General features: G+C 66.2%; 15 protein-coding genes and 2 tRNA genes. 11 read left to right on the top strand and 6 right to left on the bottom strand.

The window, feature by feature from the left end; translation table 11 throughout:
- Positions 1-95: 95 nt before the first annotated feature.
- The 3 genes from AC07U1_RS21765 to AC07U1_RS21755 are packed head-to-tail and all read left to right on the top strand — an operon-like array spanning position 96 to position 5,899.
- On the top strand, positions 96-1,301 hold the full coding sequence (locus AC07U1_RS21765; protein WP_495177540.1) for an efflux RND transporter periplasmic adaptor subunit: 1,206 nt from the start codon (positions 96-98) through the stop codon (positions 1,299-1,301).
- 6 nt (positions 1,302-1,307) lie between these two features.
- Positions 1,308-4,502, top strand: a complete 3,195-nt coding sequence (locus tag AC07U1_RS21760; protein ID WP_187141400.1) for an efflux RND transporter permease subunit — start codon at positions 1,308-1,310, stop codon at positions 4,500-4,502.
- Complete coding sequence (locus tag AC07U1_RS21755; RefSeq protein WP_495177541.1) at positions 4,499-5,899, top strand: efflux transporter outer membrane subunit; 1,401 nt, start codon at positions 4,499-4,501, stop codon at positions 5,897-5,899. Before AC07U1_RS21760 ends, AC07U1_RS21755 begins: the two co-directional genes overlap by 4 nt.
- Positions 5,900-5,905: 6 nt before the next feature.
- On the opposite strand, the gene AC07U1_RS21750 is transcribed toward AC07U1_RS21755, so the two are convergent.
- A tRNA-Ser gene (locus AC07U1_RS21750) sits at positions 5,906-5,996 on the bottom strand.
- A 74-nt stretch (positions 5,997-6,070) separates the two neighbouring features.
- On the opposite strand from AC07U1_RS21750, the gene AC07U1_RS21745 reads away from it, so the two are divergent.
- Entirely contained in the window at positions 6,071-7,003 is a 933-nt protein-coding gene (locus tag AC07U1_RS21745) for a peptidylprolyl isomerase (protein WP_495177542.1), read from the top strand.
- 5 nt (positions 7,004-7,008) lie between these two features.
- Positions 7,009-7,323, top strand: coding sequence for a DUF1905 domain-containing protein (locus AC07U1_RS21740; protein ID WP_187141397.1), 315 nt, complete (start codon positions 7,009-7,011; stop codon positions 7,321-7,323).
- Here AC07U1_RS21740 and AC07U1_RS21735 read toward each other — a convergent pair.
- Positions 7,313-7,441, bottom strand: coding sequence for a hypothetical protein (locus AC07U1_RS21735; protein ID WP_262408005.1), 129 nt, complete (start codon positions 7,439-7,441; stop codon positions 7,313-7,315). The two genes, AC07U1_RS21740 and AC07U1_RS21735, sit on opposite strands and share 11 nt — an antisense overlap.
- Positions 7,442-7,558: 117 nt before the next feature.
- On the opposite strand from AC07U1_RS21735, the gene AC07U1_RS21730 reads away from it, so the two are divergent.
- Positions 7,559-7,633, top strand: a tRNA-Thr gene (locus AC07U1_RS21730).
- 93 nt (positions 7,634-7,726) lie between these two features.
- Complete coding sequence (locus AC07U1_RS21725) at positions 7,727-8,809, top strand: AI-2E family transporter (RefSeq protein WP_495177543.1); 1,083 nt, start codon at positions 7,727-7,729, stop codon at positions 8,807-8,809.
- 4 nt (positions 8,810-8,813) lie between these two features.
- Here AC07U1_RS21725 and AC07U1_RS21720 read toward each other — a convergent pair whose 3' ends face one another.
- Positions 8,814-9,692, bottom strand: a complete 879-nt coding sequence (locus AC07U1_RS21720) for a LysR substrate-binding domain-containing protein (protein ID WP_056351661.1) — start codon at positions 9,690-9,692, stop codon at positions 8,814-8,816.
- A 160-nt stretch (positions 9,693-9,852) separates the two neighbouring features.
- On the opposite strand from AC07U1_RS21720, the gene AC07U1_RS21715 reads away from it, so the two are divergent.
- Entirely contained in the window at positions 9,853-12,174 is a 2,322-nt protein-coding gene (locus tag AC07U1_RS21715; protein ID WP_495177544.1) for a CDC48 family AAA ATPase, read from the top strand.
- Positions 12,175-12,207: 33 nt separating this feature from the next.
- Here the strand turns inward: AC07U1_RS21715 and AC07U1_RS21710 are convergent, their stop codons facing one another.
- On the bottom strand, positions 12,208-13,521 hold the full coding sequence (locus AC07U1_RS21710; protein WP_495177545.1) for an MFS transporter: 1,314 nt from the start codon (positions 13,519-13,521) through the stop codon (positions 12,208-12,210).
- Positions 13,522-13,689: 168 nt separating this feature from the next.
- On the opposite strand from AC07U1_RS21710, the gene AC07U1_RS21705 reads away from it, so the two are divergent.
- The gene (locus AC07U1_RS21705; protein WP_495177546.1) at positions 13,690-14,328 is read left to right on the top strand and encodes a class I SAM-dependent methyltransferase; all 639 of its coding nucleotides are present in this window, start codon (positions 13,690-13,692) and stop codon (positions 14,326-14,328) included.
- A 3-nt stretch (positions 14,329-14,331) separates the two neighbouring features.
- On the opposite strand, the gene AC07U1_RS21700 is transcribed toward AC07U1_RS21705, so the two are convergent.
- Positions 14,332-15,540, bottom strand: a complete 1,209-nt coding sequence (locus AC07U1_RS21700; protein ID WP_495197801.1) for a phospholipase D-like domain-containing protein — start codon at positions 15,538-15,540, stop codon at positions 14,332-14,334.
- 122 nt (positions 15,541-15,662) lie between these two features.
- Between AC07U1_RS21700 and rpoZ the strand changes: the two genes are divergently transcribed.
- Together rpoZ and AC07U1_RS21690 are read left to right on the top strand one after the other, a co-directional pair.
- A complete protein-coding gene (rpoZ, locus tag AC07U1_RS21695; protein ID WP_056351653.1) occupies positions 15,663-16,007 on the top strand; it encodes a DNA-directed RNA polymerase subunit omega in 345 nt (114 codons plus the stop codon).
- Positions 16,008-16,135: 128 nt separating this feature from the next.
- The gene (locus AC07U1_RS21690) at positions 16,136-16,705 is read left to right on the top strand and encodes a hypothetical protein (protein WP_492739672.1); all 570 of its coding nucleotides are present in this window, start codon (positions 16,136-16,138) and stop codon (positions 16,703-16,705) included.
- 5 nt (positions 16,706-16,710) lie between these two features.
- Here the strand turns inward: AC07U1_RS21690 and AC07U1_RS21685 are convergent, their stop codons facing one another.
- On the bottom strand, positions 16,711-17,316 hold the full coding sequence (locus tag AC07U1_RS21685; RefSeq protein WP_495177548.1) for a DUF3800 domain-containing protein: 606 nt from the start codon (positions 17,314-17,316) through the stop codon (positions 16,711-16,713).
- Between the last annotated feature and the right edge of the window lie 4 nt (positions 17,317-17,320).

Raw genomic sequence — 17,320 nt, 5'->3', positions numbered from 1 at the left:
CTGTCGCAATCGTAACCAAAGCATTGCGCAAGACCGCCCAATTTGCTCAAGGATAGCGACTTAAGGCTAGTCCCCAGCCCGAAAAGGTTCTTCGAATGCATGTGAATGGGCGGCCGAGGCTTCGGCTCGGCGCGATCTGTGTCGCGATGGCGCTGCTTGCGGGCTGTTCGGCGAGCGACGAGGGCGATGGCAACCGGCAGGCGCCGGAGGTCGGCTATGTCGTCGTCCAGCCGGCCACCGTTCCGGTGCCGATCGAACTCGGCGCGCGGACGGTGGCGTTCGAGACGAGCGAAGTCCGCCCGCAGATCAACGGCCTGATCCGGCGGCGCTTGTTCGAACAGGGCGGTTATGTCCGCGCCGGCCAGCCGCTGTTCCAGATCGACGCCAGCCTGTATCAGGCCGCGGTCGACCAGGCGGCCGCCAATCTGTCGAGCGCGCGCGCCAGCGCCGAAGCGGCGAAGGTCAAGGCCGACCGTTTCCGCCCGCTCGCCGAGATGGAGGCGATCGCCAAGCAGGATTACACCGACGCACTGGCGCAGGCGCGCGTTGCCAATGCGGTCGTCGCACAAAATAATGCGGCGCTCGAAACCGCGCGGATCAACCTGCGCTATACGACGATCACCGCGCCGATCAGCGGTCGCATCGGGCGAACCTTGTTCACCGCCGGTGCGCTGGTCAACGCCAACCAGACCGATCCGCTCGCGGTGATCCAGCGTACGGACCCGATGTATGTCGACATGCAGCAGTCGAGCGCCGAATTGACCGCGCTGCGCCAGTCCATCGCCGCGGGCGGTGTCCTGCCGGGCAGCACCAGCGTGCGGCTGATCCTCGAAGACGGCAGCGCTTATGGCTTTGCCGGAACGATCGAATTTTCCGAAGCGGTGGTCAGCGAGGAAACCGGCACGGTGACCCTGCGCGCGCGTTTCCCGAATCCCAAAGGCACGCTGCTTCCCGGCATGTTCGTCAAGGCGGCGTTCGACCAGGCGATCGAAGAAAATGCCTTCCGCGTGCCGCAGGCGGCGATGCAGCGCGATTTCGACGGGTCGGCATTCGTCTATCTGGTCGGCAAGGACAACAAGGCCGAGCGCCGCAAGGTGAAGGCCGATCGCACATTGGGCACCGACTGGATCGTCACCGACGGATTGAAGGCGGGCGACCGCGTCATCAGCCAGGGGCTCGGCAATTTGCGGCAGGGGCAGCCGATCCGTCCTGTCACGGCGAGCAGCGGGCAACGTGTCGGCCTGCCCAAGGGCGGCACGGCGGGCGGCGCTTCGGAAAAGCCAGCGGCGAAGGGTAACTGACCGCCCATGTCGCGTCTGTTCATCGATCGTCCGATTTTCGCATGGGTGCTGGCGATCATCGTCATGCTCGGCGGGGTCGGCGGGTTGTACCTGCTGCCGATCGAGCAATATCCCGACATCGCGCCGGCGCAGGTCAACATCCGCGCGCAATATCCGGGTGCATCGGCCGAGACGATCGAGAATAGCGTCACCCAGGTGCTCGAGCAGCAACTGACCGGGATCGACGGGCTGCTCTATTTCAGTTCGCAGTCGAGTTCGCGCGGGCAGGCGAACATCACCGCCATCTTCGCCAAGGGCACCGACCCCGACATCGCGCAGGTACAGGTCCAGAACAAGATCCAGGCGGCGCTGTCGCGCCTGCCGCAACAGGTGCAGGCGCAGGGCATTCGCGTCACCAAGGCCAATTCGGACACGCTGTTGCTCGTCGGCGTCTATGACGCGACCGACACGCGCGTGAACCAGGACGTGTCCGACTATATGGCGTCGAACATCCAGGACCCGCTGTCGCGCGTCGAGGGCGTGGGTGAGGTCAATATCTTCGGCGGCCCGCATGCGATGCGGATCTGGCTCAACCCGCAGCGGCTCGCCGCGGTGTCGCTGATGCCGAGCGATGTGATTTCGGCGATCACCGCGCAGAATGCCGAAGTCGCGGCGGGCGAGGTCGGCGGCCTGCCGTCGCCGCAGGGCCAGATGCTCAACGCCACGGTCACCGCCCAGTCGCGAATGCAGACGGTGGCCGAGTTCGAAAATATCGTGCTCAAGACGCTGCCCGACGGGGCGGCGGTGCGGATCAAGGATGTCGCGCGGGTCGAGATCGGCGCCGAAAGCTATGCCGTCGTGAGCCGCATCAACGGCCACCCCGGCGCCGGCATGTCGATCTCGTTGTCGCCCGGCTCCGACGCGCTGGAAACCGCCGACCGGGTGAAGGCGCGGATGGAGGAACTCGCCGCCGATTTCCCCGACGGACTGACCTACAGCTACGCCAACGATGCCACCGCCTTCATCAAGCTGTCGGTGAGCGAGGTGCAGAAATCGCTGTTCGAGGCGATCCTGCTGGTCATCCTCGTCATGTTCGTCTTTCTGCAAAGCTGGCGCGCGGTGCTTATCCCGGCGATCGCGGTGCCGGTGGTGCTGCTCGGGACCTTTGCGATCTTCTATATCCTGGGGTTCAGCATCAACACGCTGACGCTGTTCGGGCTGACGCTCGCGATCGGCCTGCTCGTCGACGACGCGATCGTCGTCGTCGAGAATGTCGAGCGGTTGATGGAAGAGAATCCCGAAATGTCGGCGCGCGAGGCGACGATCCAGTCGATGCAGGAATTGCAGGTTGCGCTGATCGCGATCGCGCTGGTGCTGTCGGCAGTGTTCCTGCCGATGGCCTTTTTCGGCGGATCGACCGGTGTCATCTATCGCCAGTTCTCGGTCACGATCATTTCGGCGATGATGCTGTCGGTGCTCGTCGCGCTGATCCTCAGCCCGGCGCTGACCTCGACCCTGCTCAAGCCCAAGCATCAGGGCGATGCCGCGACGCCGCGAGGGCGTTTTCCGCGCGCGCGCGCCTTGCTCGAACGGGCGAAAGACGGCTTCAACACGCGCTTCGACCGCACCGTCGAGCGATATGTCGGCAGCGTGACCAAGGTGGTCGACCATAAATGGCTGTTCCTCGGCATCTATGCGGTGCTGCTCGTCGCGCTGGCCGTGCTCTTCCTGCGCCTGCCCGGCGGCTTCCTGCCCAACGAGGACCAGGGGCGCGTCCAGGTCCAGTTCCGCCTGCCCGCCGGCGCGACGCAGGGGCGGACGCTCGAGGTCCGCGACGCGATCGAAAAATATATGCTGACCGAGGAAAAGGCGAACGTCGGGGCGCTGTTCCTGATCGCGGGTGGCGGCGGCGGTTCGGCCGCGGGACAGAATACCGGGCAGGGTTTCGTCAACCTCGTCCATTGGGACGAGCGTTCGGGCGATGAAAACACCGCCGACGCGATCGCTGCGCGCGCGCGCAAGGCGCTCAGCGGACTGCGCGATGCCCAGATCTTTGCGCTCGTGCCCGGCGCGGTGCGCGGTCTCGGCGATTCCTCGGGTTTCACGATGCAGTTCCAGAACCGCAGCGGCATGAGCCGCGATGAATTCGTGGAAGCGCGCGAGAAACTGCTGGCGATGGCGAACGCCAATCCCAAGCTGACATCGGTGCGCCTGTCCGACCTTCCCGACGTCGCGACGCTGAAGGTCGACGTCGATACCCAGCGGCTGACCGCTTATGGACTGACCAACAGCGACGTGAATTCGACGCTCGCGACCGCCTGGGGCGGGCGCTACGTCAACGACTTCATCGACAAGGGCCGCGTCAAGCGCGTCTATGTGCAGGGCGATGCGCCCTATCGCGCCAAACCCGAGGATCTGGGTCAATGGTACGTCCGATCGAGCGACGGCGAGATGTCGCCCTTCTCGGCCTTTGCGAAGGTCGGATGGTCGACGACACCGAGCAGCAGTTCGCGCTTTCAGGGCGTGCCGGCGTTCGAAATCTCAGGGCAGCCGGCCCCCGGCACCAGCTCGGGCGAAGCGATGAACGAGATGGAGCGCATGGCGGGCGAGATTGCCGGCACCAGCGTCGCCTGGTCGGGGTCCTCCTATCAGGAGCGGCTGTCGTCGGGGCAGGCGCCCTTCCTATATGCGATTTCGCTGCTCGTCGTCTTCCTGTGCCTCGCGGCGCTCTATGAAAGCTGGTCGATCCCGCTCGCGGTGCTGCTCGTCATTCCGCTCGGACTGATTGGCGCGGTCTTCGCGGTGACGCTGCGCGGGCTCGAAAACGACGTCTATCTGCAGATCGGCCTGCTCACGACGATGGGACTCGCGGCGAAAAATGCGATCCTGATGATCGAATTCGCCGAACAGGAAGAGCGCAAGGGCAAGCGCGTGATCGAGGCGGCGGTCGCCGCGGCGCGCATCCGCCTGCGTCCGATCCTGATGACCAGCTTCGCCTTCATCTTCGGCGTGCTGCCGCTGGCGATCGCGACCGGGGCGGGCGCGAACAGTCGCGTCGCGATCGGCACCTCGGTGATCGGCGGCATGCTCACCGCCGCCTTCCTCGCGATCTTCTTCATTCCGCTCTTCTTCGTCCTCGTCCGCCGCGGGGTGCGCGACGGGTTGCTCGCGGTGCGCGGCTGGATCGGCCGCCGGCGTGACGGCAGCGAGGTGGCGGCATGACGCGCGTCCTGCTTCTGGGCGCGGCGACGCTGGCGCTGGGCGCCTGTTCGCTGGCGCCCAAATATGTCCAGCCGGCGCCGCCGGTGCCGGCGTCGTGGCCGGTCGGCGATGCTTATCTGGCGCAGAGCGAGGCGGCGCTGCCGCGGGTGACGCTCGCCGCCCTGTTTCGCGATCCGCGGTTGCAGGCGCTGATCGATCAGGCGCTCGCCAACAACCGCGACCTGCGCGTCGCCGCCGCCAATGTCGCGGCGGCGCGGGCGCAGGTGCGGGTGACCCGATCGGCGCAGTTCCCGGCGATCGGGATCAGCGGCTCGGGTGACTATACCGACGGCGGTATTGCGGGCGGCGTCGCGAGCGGCGGGCGCGAGAGCTATGCGCTACAGGCCGGGGTCTCGGCGTTCGAACTCGACCTGTTCGGGCGGCTCGCCAACGCGACCGCCGCCGACCGCGACCGCGCCTTTTCCACCGAGGCGGTGGCCCGCACCGTGCGCCTGGCGCTGGTCGCCGACCTCGCCGAGGCCTGGACCAACCATGCCGCCGACCGCGAACTGCTGGGAATCGCGCGCGAGACCGCCGACAGCGCGCGGCGCAGCGTTACGCTGACCCGCGCGCGGCTGGAGGGCGGGGTCGCGCCGCGCACCGACCTGCGCCAGGCCGAACAGGTGCTGGCGACCGCAGAGGGCGACCTGGCGTTGCAAACCGCCGCGGTGGCGCAGGACGAGAATCTGATCCGGCTGCTCGTCGGTGCCGATTACGACAAGGCGCTGTTGCCGCAGAAACTTGATGAGGTCAGCGCGTCGATCGCGACGCTGCCGGCGGGGACCAATTCGCAAATCCTGCTGCGCCGGCCCGACGTGGTCGAGGCCGAATATCTGCTCCGCGCCGCCAATGCCGATATCGGCGTCGCGCGTGCGCGGTTGTTCCCGACGATCTCGCTCACCGGCCTGCTCGGTTTCGCGAGCGATGCGCTGGGGTCGCTGTTCACCGGCGACGCGCTCCGCTTCAGCGCGGGCGCCGACGCCAGCCTGTCGATCTTCGACGCCGGCGGGCGCCGTGCCGGGGTCGCCGTCAGCGAGGCGCAGCGCGACGCGGCGCTCGCGAGTTACGAACGCGCGATCCAGACCGCCTTTCGTGAAGTCGCCGACGCGCTCGCCGACCAGGGCACGCTCGGCGAGCGGCTGCGCGCCGCGCGCGCCAACACCGAGGCAGCGGCCGACACGGCAAGGCTGACCGACGCCCGCTATCGCGGCGGGGTCGACAGCTTCCTGTCGAGCCTCGACGCGCAGCGCAGCCTCTACAGCGCCCGCCGCGCCCAGATCGCGGTCGAACTGGCGGCGGTGCGGAACCGGATCACGCTGTACCGCTCGCTGGGCGACGACGGGATTTCGACCGAATAGGGAAAATGGCGGAGCGGGAGGGATTCGAACCCTCGATACGCTTTTGACGTATACTCACTTTCCAGGCGAGCGCCTTCGACCACTCGGCCACCGCTCCGCATGCACTGGAAGGGGCGCCCTAATCGCTTGGCGGGGCTTTCGCAAGCGGCATGGGCGTGGCAGACATCGCCTATGAAACACAGCCTCCTCGCCGCCGTAGCGGCCCTCACGCTCACCGTTCCCTCCGCCGCGCAGCAGGCACCGGCGCCCGCCGCCGAAATCCCGTCACCGGGCGAGATCGCGGCGGCCGCGCCGGCCAAGGACTGGATCGCGATTCCCGCATCGGACCTGCTGGTGATGGACCTTGCGCTGGACGCGAAGGGCAAGCCGCGCCGCGTCGTCATCCAGCTGATGCCCGCGCCGTTCAGCCAGGGGTGGATCGGCAATATCCGCAAGCTCGCCGCCGCGCATTGGTGGGACGGGACGAGCGTCAACCGGGTGCAGGACAATTATGTCGCGCAATGGGGCGATGCGACCGAGAAGAAGGCGTTGCCCGACGGTTTGGCAGTGGTGCCGGAATCGAATTATGTGGTCAGCGGCAGGGCTTTCCCCATCAAGGTTGTTTTGCGACGTCAGAATCGAAAGGACGCTTATACCGGTGCGGCCATCCCCTTGCTTGGGTGGCCGATTGCATTGGGCAAGGGCAGCGCTTGGCCCGTCCATTGCTACGGTATGGTCGGCGTTGGCCGTAATATGTCACCCGACACCGGATCGGGCGCCGAACTCTACACCGTCATCGGCCATGCGCCGCGCCATCTCGACCGCAACATAGCGCTTGTCGGGCGCGTGATCAGCGGCATCGAATATCTGTCGAGCCTGCCGCGCGGGACCGGAGCGCTTGGTTTCTACGAAAGCGAAGCCGAGCGGGTGCCGATCGCGTCGATCCGGATCGCGACCGACCTGCCGTCCGCCGACCAGCCGAAGTTCGAATATCTGTCAACCGAGAGCGAGAGTTTCGCGAAATATGCCGATGCGCGGGCGAACCGGCGCGATCCGTTCTTCATCAAGCCCGCCGGCGGTGCCGACATCTGCAATATCCCGGTCCCGGTCCGCGCGGCGAAATAGCAGGCGTGGAAAGCTTCACCACTACCACACCGCTGTGGCGCTGGCAGTCGGCGACGGCGCCCGCCGCCTGGTTTTTCCTGACGATCGACGGCGAGGTCGCCGACGGCATTCGCGTTGCGGCGATGTCGGGGCAATGGCTCGACAAGCGCGGCGGATTCGGGTCGGCGCGGGTCGCGGTGACGATCGGCGATACAAGCTGGAACACCTCGGTCTTTCCGCACAAGGAAAGCGGCGGCTGGATCCTTCCGGTGAAGGCCGCGGTGCGCAAGGCCGAGGGGATCGCCGAGGGCGACGATGTGACGGTGACCGTCAGTCTTTAGGCGGGGTTTCGGTCCGGGTTTCGCGCGCCTGCGCCTTTCGTTTGCGCAGATTTTCGCGCAGCGCTTCAGCCAGGCGGCGTTCGCGTTCGAGGTCGGCGGGGGAGGGGGGCTTGCTCACGCCATCGTCCATGCCCGCGAAATCGGCAAAGCGTCAAGCCTATCGCCTTGACAGGCGGCAGAGGCCCCGCCATAGGCCGCGCCTGCCCAGCGAACACGCGTTCGCGGCGGCCCGGTTGCTGCTGTAGCTCAGTGGTAGAGCGCGTCATTGGTAATGACGAGGTCGACAGTTCAATCCTGTCCAGCAGCACCATTTTCCTGACATCGACGTTCAGCTTTACGGCTGCGCACCTCGCGGCCTAGAGTCGCGGGCGTGCCGCGTCCGGCGGCATCGACGGGGAGAAGCATGGCAGACGGCGACGATCGGATGCGGGACGGCAATCGCTGGTCCTTCCTGGCGATCCTGATCGCGATTTCGATCGCCTTCGCGGTGGTCCTGTTGCCGTTCGCCGCCGCGATCCTGTGGGCGGTGATTGCCGCCATCCTGTTCGAGCCGCTCTATCGCCGCCTGTTGACGAAGATGCCCCGGCGGCGCAACGGCGCCGCGCTGCTGACCATTCTGCTGATCCTGGCGATGGTCATCCTGCCCGCGTCTATCCTCGCCGTCGCGCTGATCAACGAAGCCGCCGCCGTCTATCAGCGCATCCATTCGGGGGCGATCGACCCGACGCTTATCTGGACCAACTTCCGCGCTGGCATGCCCGAATGGCTGGCATCGTGGGTCGACCGCATCGACCTGGGCAATATTGCGACCGCGAAGAGCATTTTGGGCGGCGGAGCGGCCGATGGCGTCCGCGCGATCCTGGGGCAGGCGCTGTCGATCGGACAGAGCCTCTTCGGATTGCTGATCAACCTGATGGTGATGCTCTATCTCGCCTATTTCCTGATCCGCGACGGGGAGAGCCTGCAACAGAGCATCCGGCGTGCGATGCCGCTGCGCACCGACCATCTCGAACTGCTCGCCAGTCGTTTCGTCGTCGTGGTTCGCGCCACAATCAAGGGCAGCATCGTCGTCGCGATCCTGCAGGGGCTGATCGGCGGGATCGTGCTGTGGGCGCTGGGGATCGAGGCGGCGCTGTTGTGGGGGGTGCTGATGGGCGCGGCCTCGCTGCTTCCCGCGGTCGGGACGGGGCTGGTCTGGGTTCCGATGGCGCTCTACCTGCTGTTCACCGGGCAAATCTGGCAGGGGCTGGTGCTGGTGCTGTGCGGGCTGTTCGTCATCGGGATGGTCGACAATGTGCTGCGCCCGGTGCTGGTCGGACGCGAGACCCGCATTCCCGATTATGTCGTGCTGATCACCACGCTCGGCGGGCTCCAGCTTTTCGGTTTTCACGGCATCGTGATCGGCCCGGTGATCGCCGCGATGTTCATCGCCGTATGGGACATTGCGACGACCATGCGCGGCGAATCCGCCGCCAGCCCGGCCTGACCGCTCAGATCTTCGCCGCGAGCAGCCAGTCGTGGAACAGCTTCACCGCCGGCTGGCGCAGCGCGCGCGGACGGCAGACGAACCAATAGCTGTACGGGCTGTCGACGTCGAAATCGAACAGGCGGATGAGCCGCGGGTCGTGCGCGTCGTCGAGATGATGGCCGTGCATGAAGGCGACACCGATGCCCTGCGCCGCGGCCTCGAGCATCAGCGGCCCCGAATCGAAATAGTCGATCCCGGCGGGCTCGAGATAGGGCATGCCGATCGCCTTTTTCCATTCGGTGAAGGTTTCGGGCATTTCGCGATGGACGAGGATGGTCAGCCGCTGGAACTGTTCGGGCACGGTGATGGGACGGCCCGTCTCGGTCAGCGTCCGCGATGCGATCGGGAACACCTTGTCCTGATCGAGCCGCGCCGCATAGAGCGCGGGGTCGATGGTGCGGGCGAGCGCGATCGCGGCGTCGATCCCTTCGCCCAGTCGCGCCTCGGCGTGCGACATGGTGTCGATGTCGATATGCAGTTCGGGATGTTGTTGCCTGAGTTCGGGCAGCCGCGGGAACAGGCGCTGCTGGGCAAAGAGCGGCAGCACGTTGAGGTGCAGCCGCATCGACGCGTCGGGGCTGCTCGCCTGCACCACCACCGCACGCAATTCGTCGAGGATCGGCGACAATTGGTCCTGCAGCGCGCGTCCCGCTTCGGTTAGCCGCAATCCATGGTGGTGGCGATCGAACAGCGGTCGGCCGACGGCATGTTCGAGCGTCTGGATGCGCCGCGACAACGCGGGCATCGACAGGCCGAGTTCGCTCGCCGCGGCCTTGACCGTTCCGTGCCGGGCAACCTCGAGAAAGGCTTCCATGCTGCTGAGGGGAGGGAGACGTGGCATATCGTGTGTCCATGATAGTGACATGACAGTGCGGCCCATGCCAACAATTTTTGTGCGCTGCGGCATAAGTCCCGCTTGGCCGGCGTGTATCCAAAGGGGTCGCAAAACGGGAACCGGCGTCCTATCTTCGCCGTTCTGACCATTTTGCGGGAGACACGCCTTGGCCGAAGCAGCGGTAAAAGAAAAACAGGTCAAATTGCAGGTGGCGAACGCCCGCGCCGAAGAAAGCGGTGGCGGCATCGCCCGCATTCCGCGCGCGGCGATGGCCGAACTGGGCGTCACCGAGGGCGATATCGTCCAGATCAGCGGCAAGCGCGGCACCGCGTCGCGCGTCGTGCTGCCCTATGCCGAGGACGAGGGACTCGATGTGATCCGCCTCGATGGCCTGCAGCGCGCCAATGCCGGTGCGGGCGCGGGAGACATGGTGGCGCTGACCCGGGTCGAAACACGCCCCGCGACGCGCGTGGTGTTCGCCCCGGCGCAGGAAAATCTGCGGCTGCAGGGATCGGCGAACGCGTTGAAGCGCAGCTTTTTCGGCCGTCCGCTGGTCGCGGGTGACACCGTGGCGACCGCGGGGCAGCAGCGACTGCCGTCGGGCGACATGCCGCCGCAATTGCGGCAGATGCTCAACGCGCCCGCCTATGCGCTCGCCGAAGTTCGCCTGATCGTCGTATCGGCCGCCCCGAAGGGCGTCGTCTTCATTGACGAGAATACCGAGATCGAGCTGCTCCCCGAATATCAGGAGCCGCAGGATGCGCGGCGCACCGACGTCACTTATGACGATCTGGGCGGGCTGGGCGAGACGATCGACCAGTTGCGCGAGATGGTCGAGCTGCCGCTGCGTTACCCCGAACTGTTCCGCCGCCTTGGCGTCGATCCGCCGCGCGGGGTGCTGCTGCACGGGCCGCCGGGCACCGGCAAGACGCGGCTGGCGCGCGCGGTCGCCAACGAGAGCGATGCGCAATTCTTCCTGATCAACGGGCCCGAGATCATGGGGTCCGCCTATGGCGAGTCCGAAAAGCGGCTGCGCGACGTGTTCGAGCAGGCGACCAAGGCCGCGCCCTCCATCTTGTTCATCGACGAGATCGATTCGATCGCGCCCAAGCGCGGGCAGGTGACGGGCGAGGCCGAAAAGCGCCTCGTCGCGCAGTTGCTGACGCTGATGGACGGGCTGGAGCCGCGCACCAACCTGGTCGTGATCGCGGCGACCAATCGCCCCGACGCGATCGACGAGGCGCTGCGGCGTCCGGGCCGCTTCGACCGCGAGATCGTCATCGGTGTGCCCGACGAAAAGGGCCGCCGCGAGATATTGGGCATCCACACGCGCGGCATGCCGCTCGGCGAGGATGTCGATCTCGACGAGCTGGCGCGCACGACCTTCGGCTTCGTCGGCGCGGATATGGCGGCGCTGACCCGCGAGGCGGCGATCGAGGCGGTGCGGCGGATCATGCCCAAGCTCAACCTTGAGGAGGGGACGATTCCGCCCGAGGTGCTGGAGGAGCTTCGCGTCACGCGCGAGGACTTCAACAATGCGCTGAAACGCGTGCAGCCGTCGGCGATGCGCGAGGTGATGGTGCAGGCGCCCAAGACGCGCTGGAGCGACATCGGCGGGCTCGACGCGGCGCGCGACAAGCTGATCGAGGGGATCGAACTGCCGCTGAAGAACCCCGAGGCGTTCCGGCGGCTCGGCATTCGTCCGGCCAAGGGCTTCCTGCTCTATGGCCCGCCGGGCACGGGCAAGACGCTGCTCGCCAAGGCGGCGGCGCGCGAATCCGACGCCAATTTCATCTCGATCAAATCGTCCGACCTCTTGTCGAAATGGTATGGCGAGAGCGAGCAGCAGATCGCGCGGCTGTTTGCCCGCGCCCGCGCCGTCGCGCCGACGATCATCTTCATCGACGAACTCGACAGTCTGGTGCCCGCGCGCGGCAGCGGCACGTCGGGCGAACCGCAGGTGACCGAACGCGTCGTCAACACGATCCTCGCCGAGATGGACGGGATCGAGGAGATGCAGTCGGTCGTCGTGATCGGGGCGACCAACCGGCCCAATCTGATCGACCCGGCGCTGCTCCGTCCGGGGCGGCTCGACGAGTTGATCTATGTGTCGGTGCCCAATGCCGAGGGGCGCAAGCGCATCCTGGAAATCCAGACCGGCAAGATGCCGCTGGCGGAGGATGTCGACCTGTCGGTGCTCGCCGAGAAATCGGACCGCTTCACCGGCGCCGATCTGGAGGATTTGACGCGCCGCGCCGGCCTCGCCGCGCTCAAGCGGTCGATCGACAGCGATACGGTGACGATGGCGGACTTCGACACCGCACTCAAGGATACGCGCGCCTCGGTCACCGAGGCGATGGAGAAGGATTATGAAAAAATCCAGGGCGAGATCAAACAGAACGCGATGAGCGTCGACCCGATCGGCTTTTTCGCGCCCGGCATGCTCAAGCCGGTGCGCGAGCGCAAGCACGACGAGGCGACCGACTGAATTCCCCCTAGCCCCGAACCGACAGGCTCGGGGCTAGGGTTCGTGGGCGATACCGAAGGCTTGGTCCTGCCGCAGCGCCTTCCACCCCCAGAGGACCAGCCAGCCGCAGAATCCGGCCATCAGGCCGTAGGCGACCATCGGGTGCCAGTTATAGAGCAGCACGCCGATCGCGGGCGAAATGATGTAGGCGGATCCGTTGATCGATGCGGTCATGCCCGCGACGGCGCCCTGGTCGCGGCGCGGCACGGCGAGCGAAGATCCCGCGGTAAAGCCCGGGCGGAACAGCCCGAAACCCAGCGAGGCGGTGGCGAAACCGATGACGATGCCGTGCAGATCCTGTGCGAGGCCGGTCATCAATATCCCGCCGATGGCGAGCGTCGCGCCCCACAGCACGGTGGGGCGGGGGGTCAGCCTGAACAGCGGGATCAGCCCCCATTGCGCGAGCAGGGTCGCGAAGGCGCCGGCCATCAGCACGATCCCGGTCATCGCCGCGCCCTCGTCGGGGCGAAGGCGCAGATGGAGCCTGTCGAGGATCAGGAAGCCGATGACGCCGAGCATCATCGCCTGCGCCTGTCCGCCGAAAAAGCCTGCGAGCAGCCAGGGGCGCACGCGCCGATCGTTCCAGCTCAAGGGTTCCTGTGGCGGCAGGTCGGGTTCATTCTCGTCTTCGGCGGTCGGTTCGGAAGGGCCCGCCGACAGCGGGTAAGACGCGATCGTGCCGCGCGCGGCGAAGCGCGGGATGTCGTTGGGCAGGCGCCAGCGCAGCATGACCAGCACGATGATCCCGATCAGCGCGAACACCAACAGGGGGCCCGCCAACCCGACGATGGGCAGGATGAAGAAGGGCGCGATCGCCGGGCCGATGACGGTGCCGAGGCCGAAGGACGAGGAGACGAGCGACAGGGCCTGGGTGCGCTCCTCCGGGTCGGTGCGCGCCGCGACATAGGCCTGTACCGCCGGCGGCGCGGCCGAGCCGAAGCCGCCATAGAGGCTGCGGAAAAGCGCGAAGAGGATGAAGGTGGTGCCGGCGGCGAGCCAGCCCATCAGCCCGGACCAGAGGACGAGCCCGCACAGCGCCATCGACGACAGGAAACCGATGACGCCGAGCGCCATCAGCGCCTTGCGCCCCCGCTTGTCCGACTGGCGCGCCCAATGCGGCGCGGTGAGCACCCAGAGCAAAGCCGACCAGCTGAACGCCAGGCTGACCCAGACGTCGGGAATATGCAGTTTCGCGCCGATCGCGGGCAGGATCGATTGCATCGCGGTATTGCCCGCGGCGGCGACAAGCATCACCGCGAACAGCACCGCCATGCGGTCGGGGGGGATCGAACGGCTGACATTCGACATTCCCGGCTCCCCCTCTTTTGCATAAGTCGTTGGCCCGATTGTCCTACACGGCCTGTCCCGTCTGTCCAGCGACGGAACGTGGGCGGGGATTGTCAAGCGCACTCTTTCCTTGCGCCGCGCGCCCGATTTTGCCACGCCTCAAGGGTCCGCAACAACGCGAAAGCCATCATGTCCAATCCCCGGGCGCAGGCCCAAGAACAAAAGGTTCCCTTGATCAAACGGATCAGGGACCGCGCGCGGCGCTTTTTCGGGCCGTGGGGCATGTTCGTGAAGGGCTTCATCAAGCATCCGGTGATGGTCGGGTCGATCGTGCCGTCGTCGCCGACGCTGATCCGCCACATGCTGAAGCCGGTGGACTGGAAGAATACCAAATTGTTCGTCGAATATGGTCCCGGCGTCGGCACCTTTTGCCGCCCGGTGCTCGAACGGATGGCGGGCGATGCGACGCTGATCGCGATCGACACCAATGAGGATTTCATCGACTATCTGCGCAAGGACATCCGCGACAGCCGCTTCATCGCGGTGCACGGATCGGCCGCCGACGTCGAGGAGATCATTCGCGCCCATGGTTTCGACCATGCCGACTATGTCCTGTCGGGCCTGCCTTTCTCGACCTTGCCCGCAGGTGTCGGCCCGGCGATCGCCGCAGCGACGCACCGCGCGCTCCGCCCCGGCGGCGCCTTCCTCGTCTACCAGTTCCGCGCCCGCGCGCGTGATTTCCTCGCGGCGCATTTCGCGCGCATCGACAATGCCTTCGAATGGGTCAACATCCCGCCCTGCTTCCTGTTCTGGGGCTGGAAGGACTGAGGATCAGACCTCGGTCTCGGGATCGATCTCGCCGAGCCCGAAGTTGAGCCGGCGCGTCACCGTATAATCGACCACCCCGACGACGAACCAGGCCATCGTCCAGCGCAGCCGGGTCAGCCAGCTCGCGCGCGCCTTGTGGCGCTTGCGCGTGATGACCTCGCAGTCGGGCTTTTGCCGGGTGATGAAATCACGCATCTGTGCCGCGAATCCGGCGTCCTCGATACGCAGCATCACCTCGACGTTCACGAACAGGCTGCGCATGTCGAAATTGGCGGTGCCGACGTGCACGACATCGTCGATGACGATCAGCTTCATATGCAGCCGGCACGGCTGATATTCCCAGATCGCCGCCCTTTTGCGCAGCAAATAGCCATAGAGCAGGCGCGAGGCGCCGATCGTCGCGGGATTGTCGGACTTCGCCGACATGATGAAGCGCGTCCGCCCGCGCCGCGCGACCCTGCCCAGCCGCCGCAACATGCCCTGCCCGGGCGAGAAATAGGCCATCACCATATCGAGCCGGCGGGCGCCCTCGAGGTCGGTACGCACCGCGCGCGCCCAGGGCGACAGCCGCTGGGTCGGGCCGCCGACGAGCCAGGTCACCGGCCCGCTGTCCACCGGCCATTCGCGGATCAGGCGGCGCAGCGCGAGCAGCTTGCCGTCGTCGTTGACGGTGTAATCGTGGATCTCGGCGAACCAGTCGACCATCCGCGCCACCGAGGGCCCGCGCACGACGATGCCAAGGTCGAACCAGCAATGGGTGTCGCGGCGGCTGAGATAGGGGTCGGCGATGTTGAAACCGCCGGTCACCGCGATCTCCTCGTCGACCAGCAACAGCTTCTGGTGATTGCGGATGAGATAGGTCGAACGCCAGTGGCGCGAGAAAAAGGTCACGCCGCCGCCGGCGTCGCGCAGCGGGGCGAAGACGGCGTCGGCCGTGTCCGACGAGCCGAAGCTGTCGATCACGGCGCGAACGCGCACCCCGCGCTTCGCCGCCATCGTCATCGCGTCGAGAATCCGCGTACCCGCGCCGTCGTGCCGGAAGATATACATGACCAGGTCGATGCTGCGGATCGCGCCGTTGATCAGCGCCAGCAGCCGTTCGAGCCGTTCCGCCCCGTCGAAGATGACCTCGAGCCGGTGCCCCGCGACGTCGGCGCGCAGCGTCTGGAGTTCGCTGGCGGGGACGGGATCGGCGATCATGCCATCGCTCATAGGACGGCCGCGACGGTGGGGGCAAGGGCAGGGGATTCGTTGACATTCGCCGGGACGCCTGCTAGCGCGCAGCGCTTGCCGCCATGCCTCCGGGCTGGCCTCTCCTCGATCAAGGAAAACACATGGCCCGCGTTACCGTCGAAGATTGCGTCGACAAAGTTTCCAACCGTTTCGATCTGGTTCTGCTCTCGGCGCACCGCGCCCGCGAAATCTCGGGTGGTTCGGAACTGACCGTCGATCGCGACCGCGACAAGAACCCCGTCGTCGCGCTGCGCGAGATCGCCGAACAGACCGTGCGCCCGAAGGATCTGTCGGAAGCGCTGACCATATCGTTGCAGAAGGTTGTCGTCGACGACGACGATACGCCCGATGAAATCAGCTCGATCAGCCGCTCGGCCGAAGCCCTGCGCCTCACCGCTGCCGCGCCGCCGCGCAGCCCCGCGGGCGGTGGCAGCGACTTCGAATAAGTCGAAGCCATATCGGATCACCAAGGAGGGCCGCGGGAAACCGCGGCCCTTTTTGTTGGCAAAAAGGTTGCATGCTGTTCTCTCGACGCACAGACTTACAGATAGTTTCGATGTCCCGGAGGGTGGACATGACCCATCGCCCCTATAAGCTAGCCGTAGCGAGCATTTTTGCCCTGTTTGTCGGCCTTGTCGAAACGCTGGCAACTTCGTTTGAACTCTATCAGGCGGGTATGCCCCAATCATGGGGACGCTCGATTCTGACGGGCGTGTCGATCATGGCAAGCCTGTACGCACTTCTGGAAATCCGACGCCTTCTGCGTATGCTGGGCCGTCCATCTCTCATGGTGGCTTGGCTGACGATTGGCTTCTGGGGGGCCGCTCTGGCTACCGTCCTTCTGGGGATACTGGCATTTCGGTCGAACACGCTCTCCGGCCTACTGCTTTTCCTTGCGGCCATTGTCCCGCTGTTCGTGCTCGGCGTGTCACGCGATATGATCACGGAAGTCTTGGAACCCGATCAGCGCGATCTGTTCCAGTGGCGTGAGAGCGAAGATCGCGCAGCTGCGCTGGAATTGGAGGTTGCGCGCCTAAAGGAGAATCAAGCAGATCTCGATAAATTGCTCCGTGAGAATCCTGAACTCGCGTCGGCATATGGGCTGCCGCTTTCGGCACGCATCCGGGGCGGCGAGTTGCCATAGCTCGCTTAGGGAACTCGAGTCTGCTCCGCCACCCGGATCGCCTTCGACGCCAGCATCGGCTCAATGATCCGCGCGATCCGCGCCGCGCGTGGGGACTTCACCGCGATGTTGAACAGGCTGTTGGCGACCACGTCGGCGATCTGGACGCCGTCGCTGCGCTTGCTGTCGGCGAGCGAGGCGCGGCCCCATTGCCCGAGGCCGGCCTGGATTTCCGCGCGGACGTGCGACAGGATCTTGGGATCGTAGCGCCCGTCGTCGATGACGACGTCGGTGCACACGCCGCCGGTCTCCGGCAGCCAGTGGCCGACTGCGCTGTTGAGCAATGCGCCATAGAGAGCGAGGTCGCTCGGCATCGTGCCGTCCGCGTTTTTCGCAAGCGTATCGCGCTCAGCCACCGCGACCCAGGCGCGGCCGCCGGCTCGGTCGAACAGTTCGAGCAGATAGGCGCGCTCGACGACCGAGATGCGGCTGCCTTTCAGTTCGCCGCGCAGCCCGGTGACGCCGCGAAAACGCTTGTGGATGTCCGCCGCCGCTTCGGGCGTCAGCATCACCGCGGCGAAGGTCATCGCGCCCGCGTTGAGTCCGCCCGATTCATCGCAATAAATGGTCATGCCC

It is taken from the genome of Sphingopyxis sp. GW821-FHT02C12, from assembly GCF_059421785.1.
The sequence above is the reverse complement of the archived record's forward strand: the minus strand, read 5'-3'. Positions and strand labels throughout refer to the sequence as shown.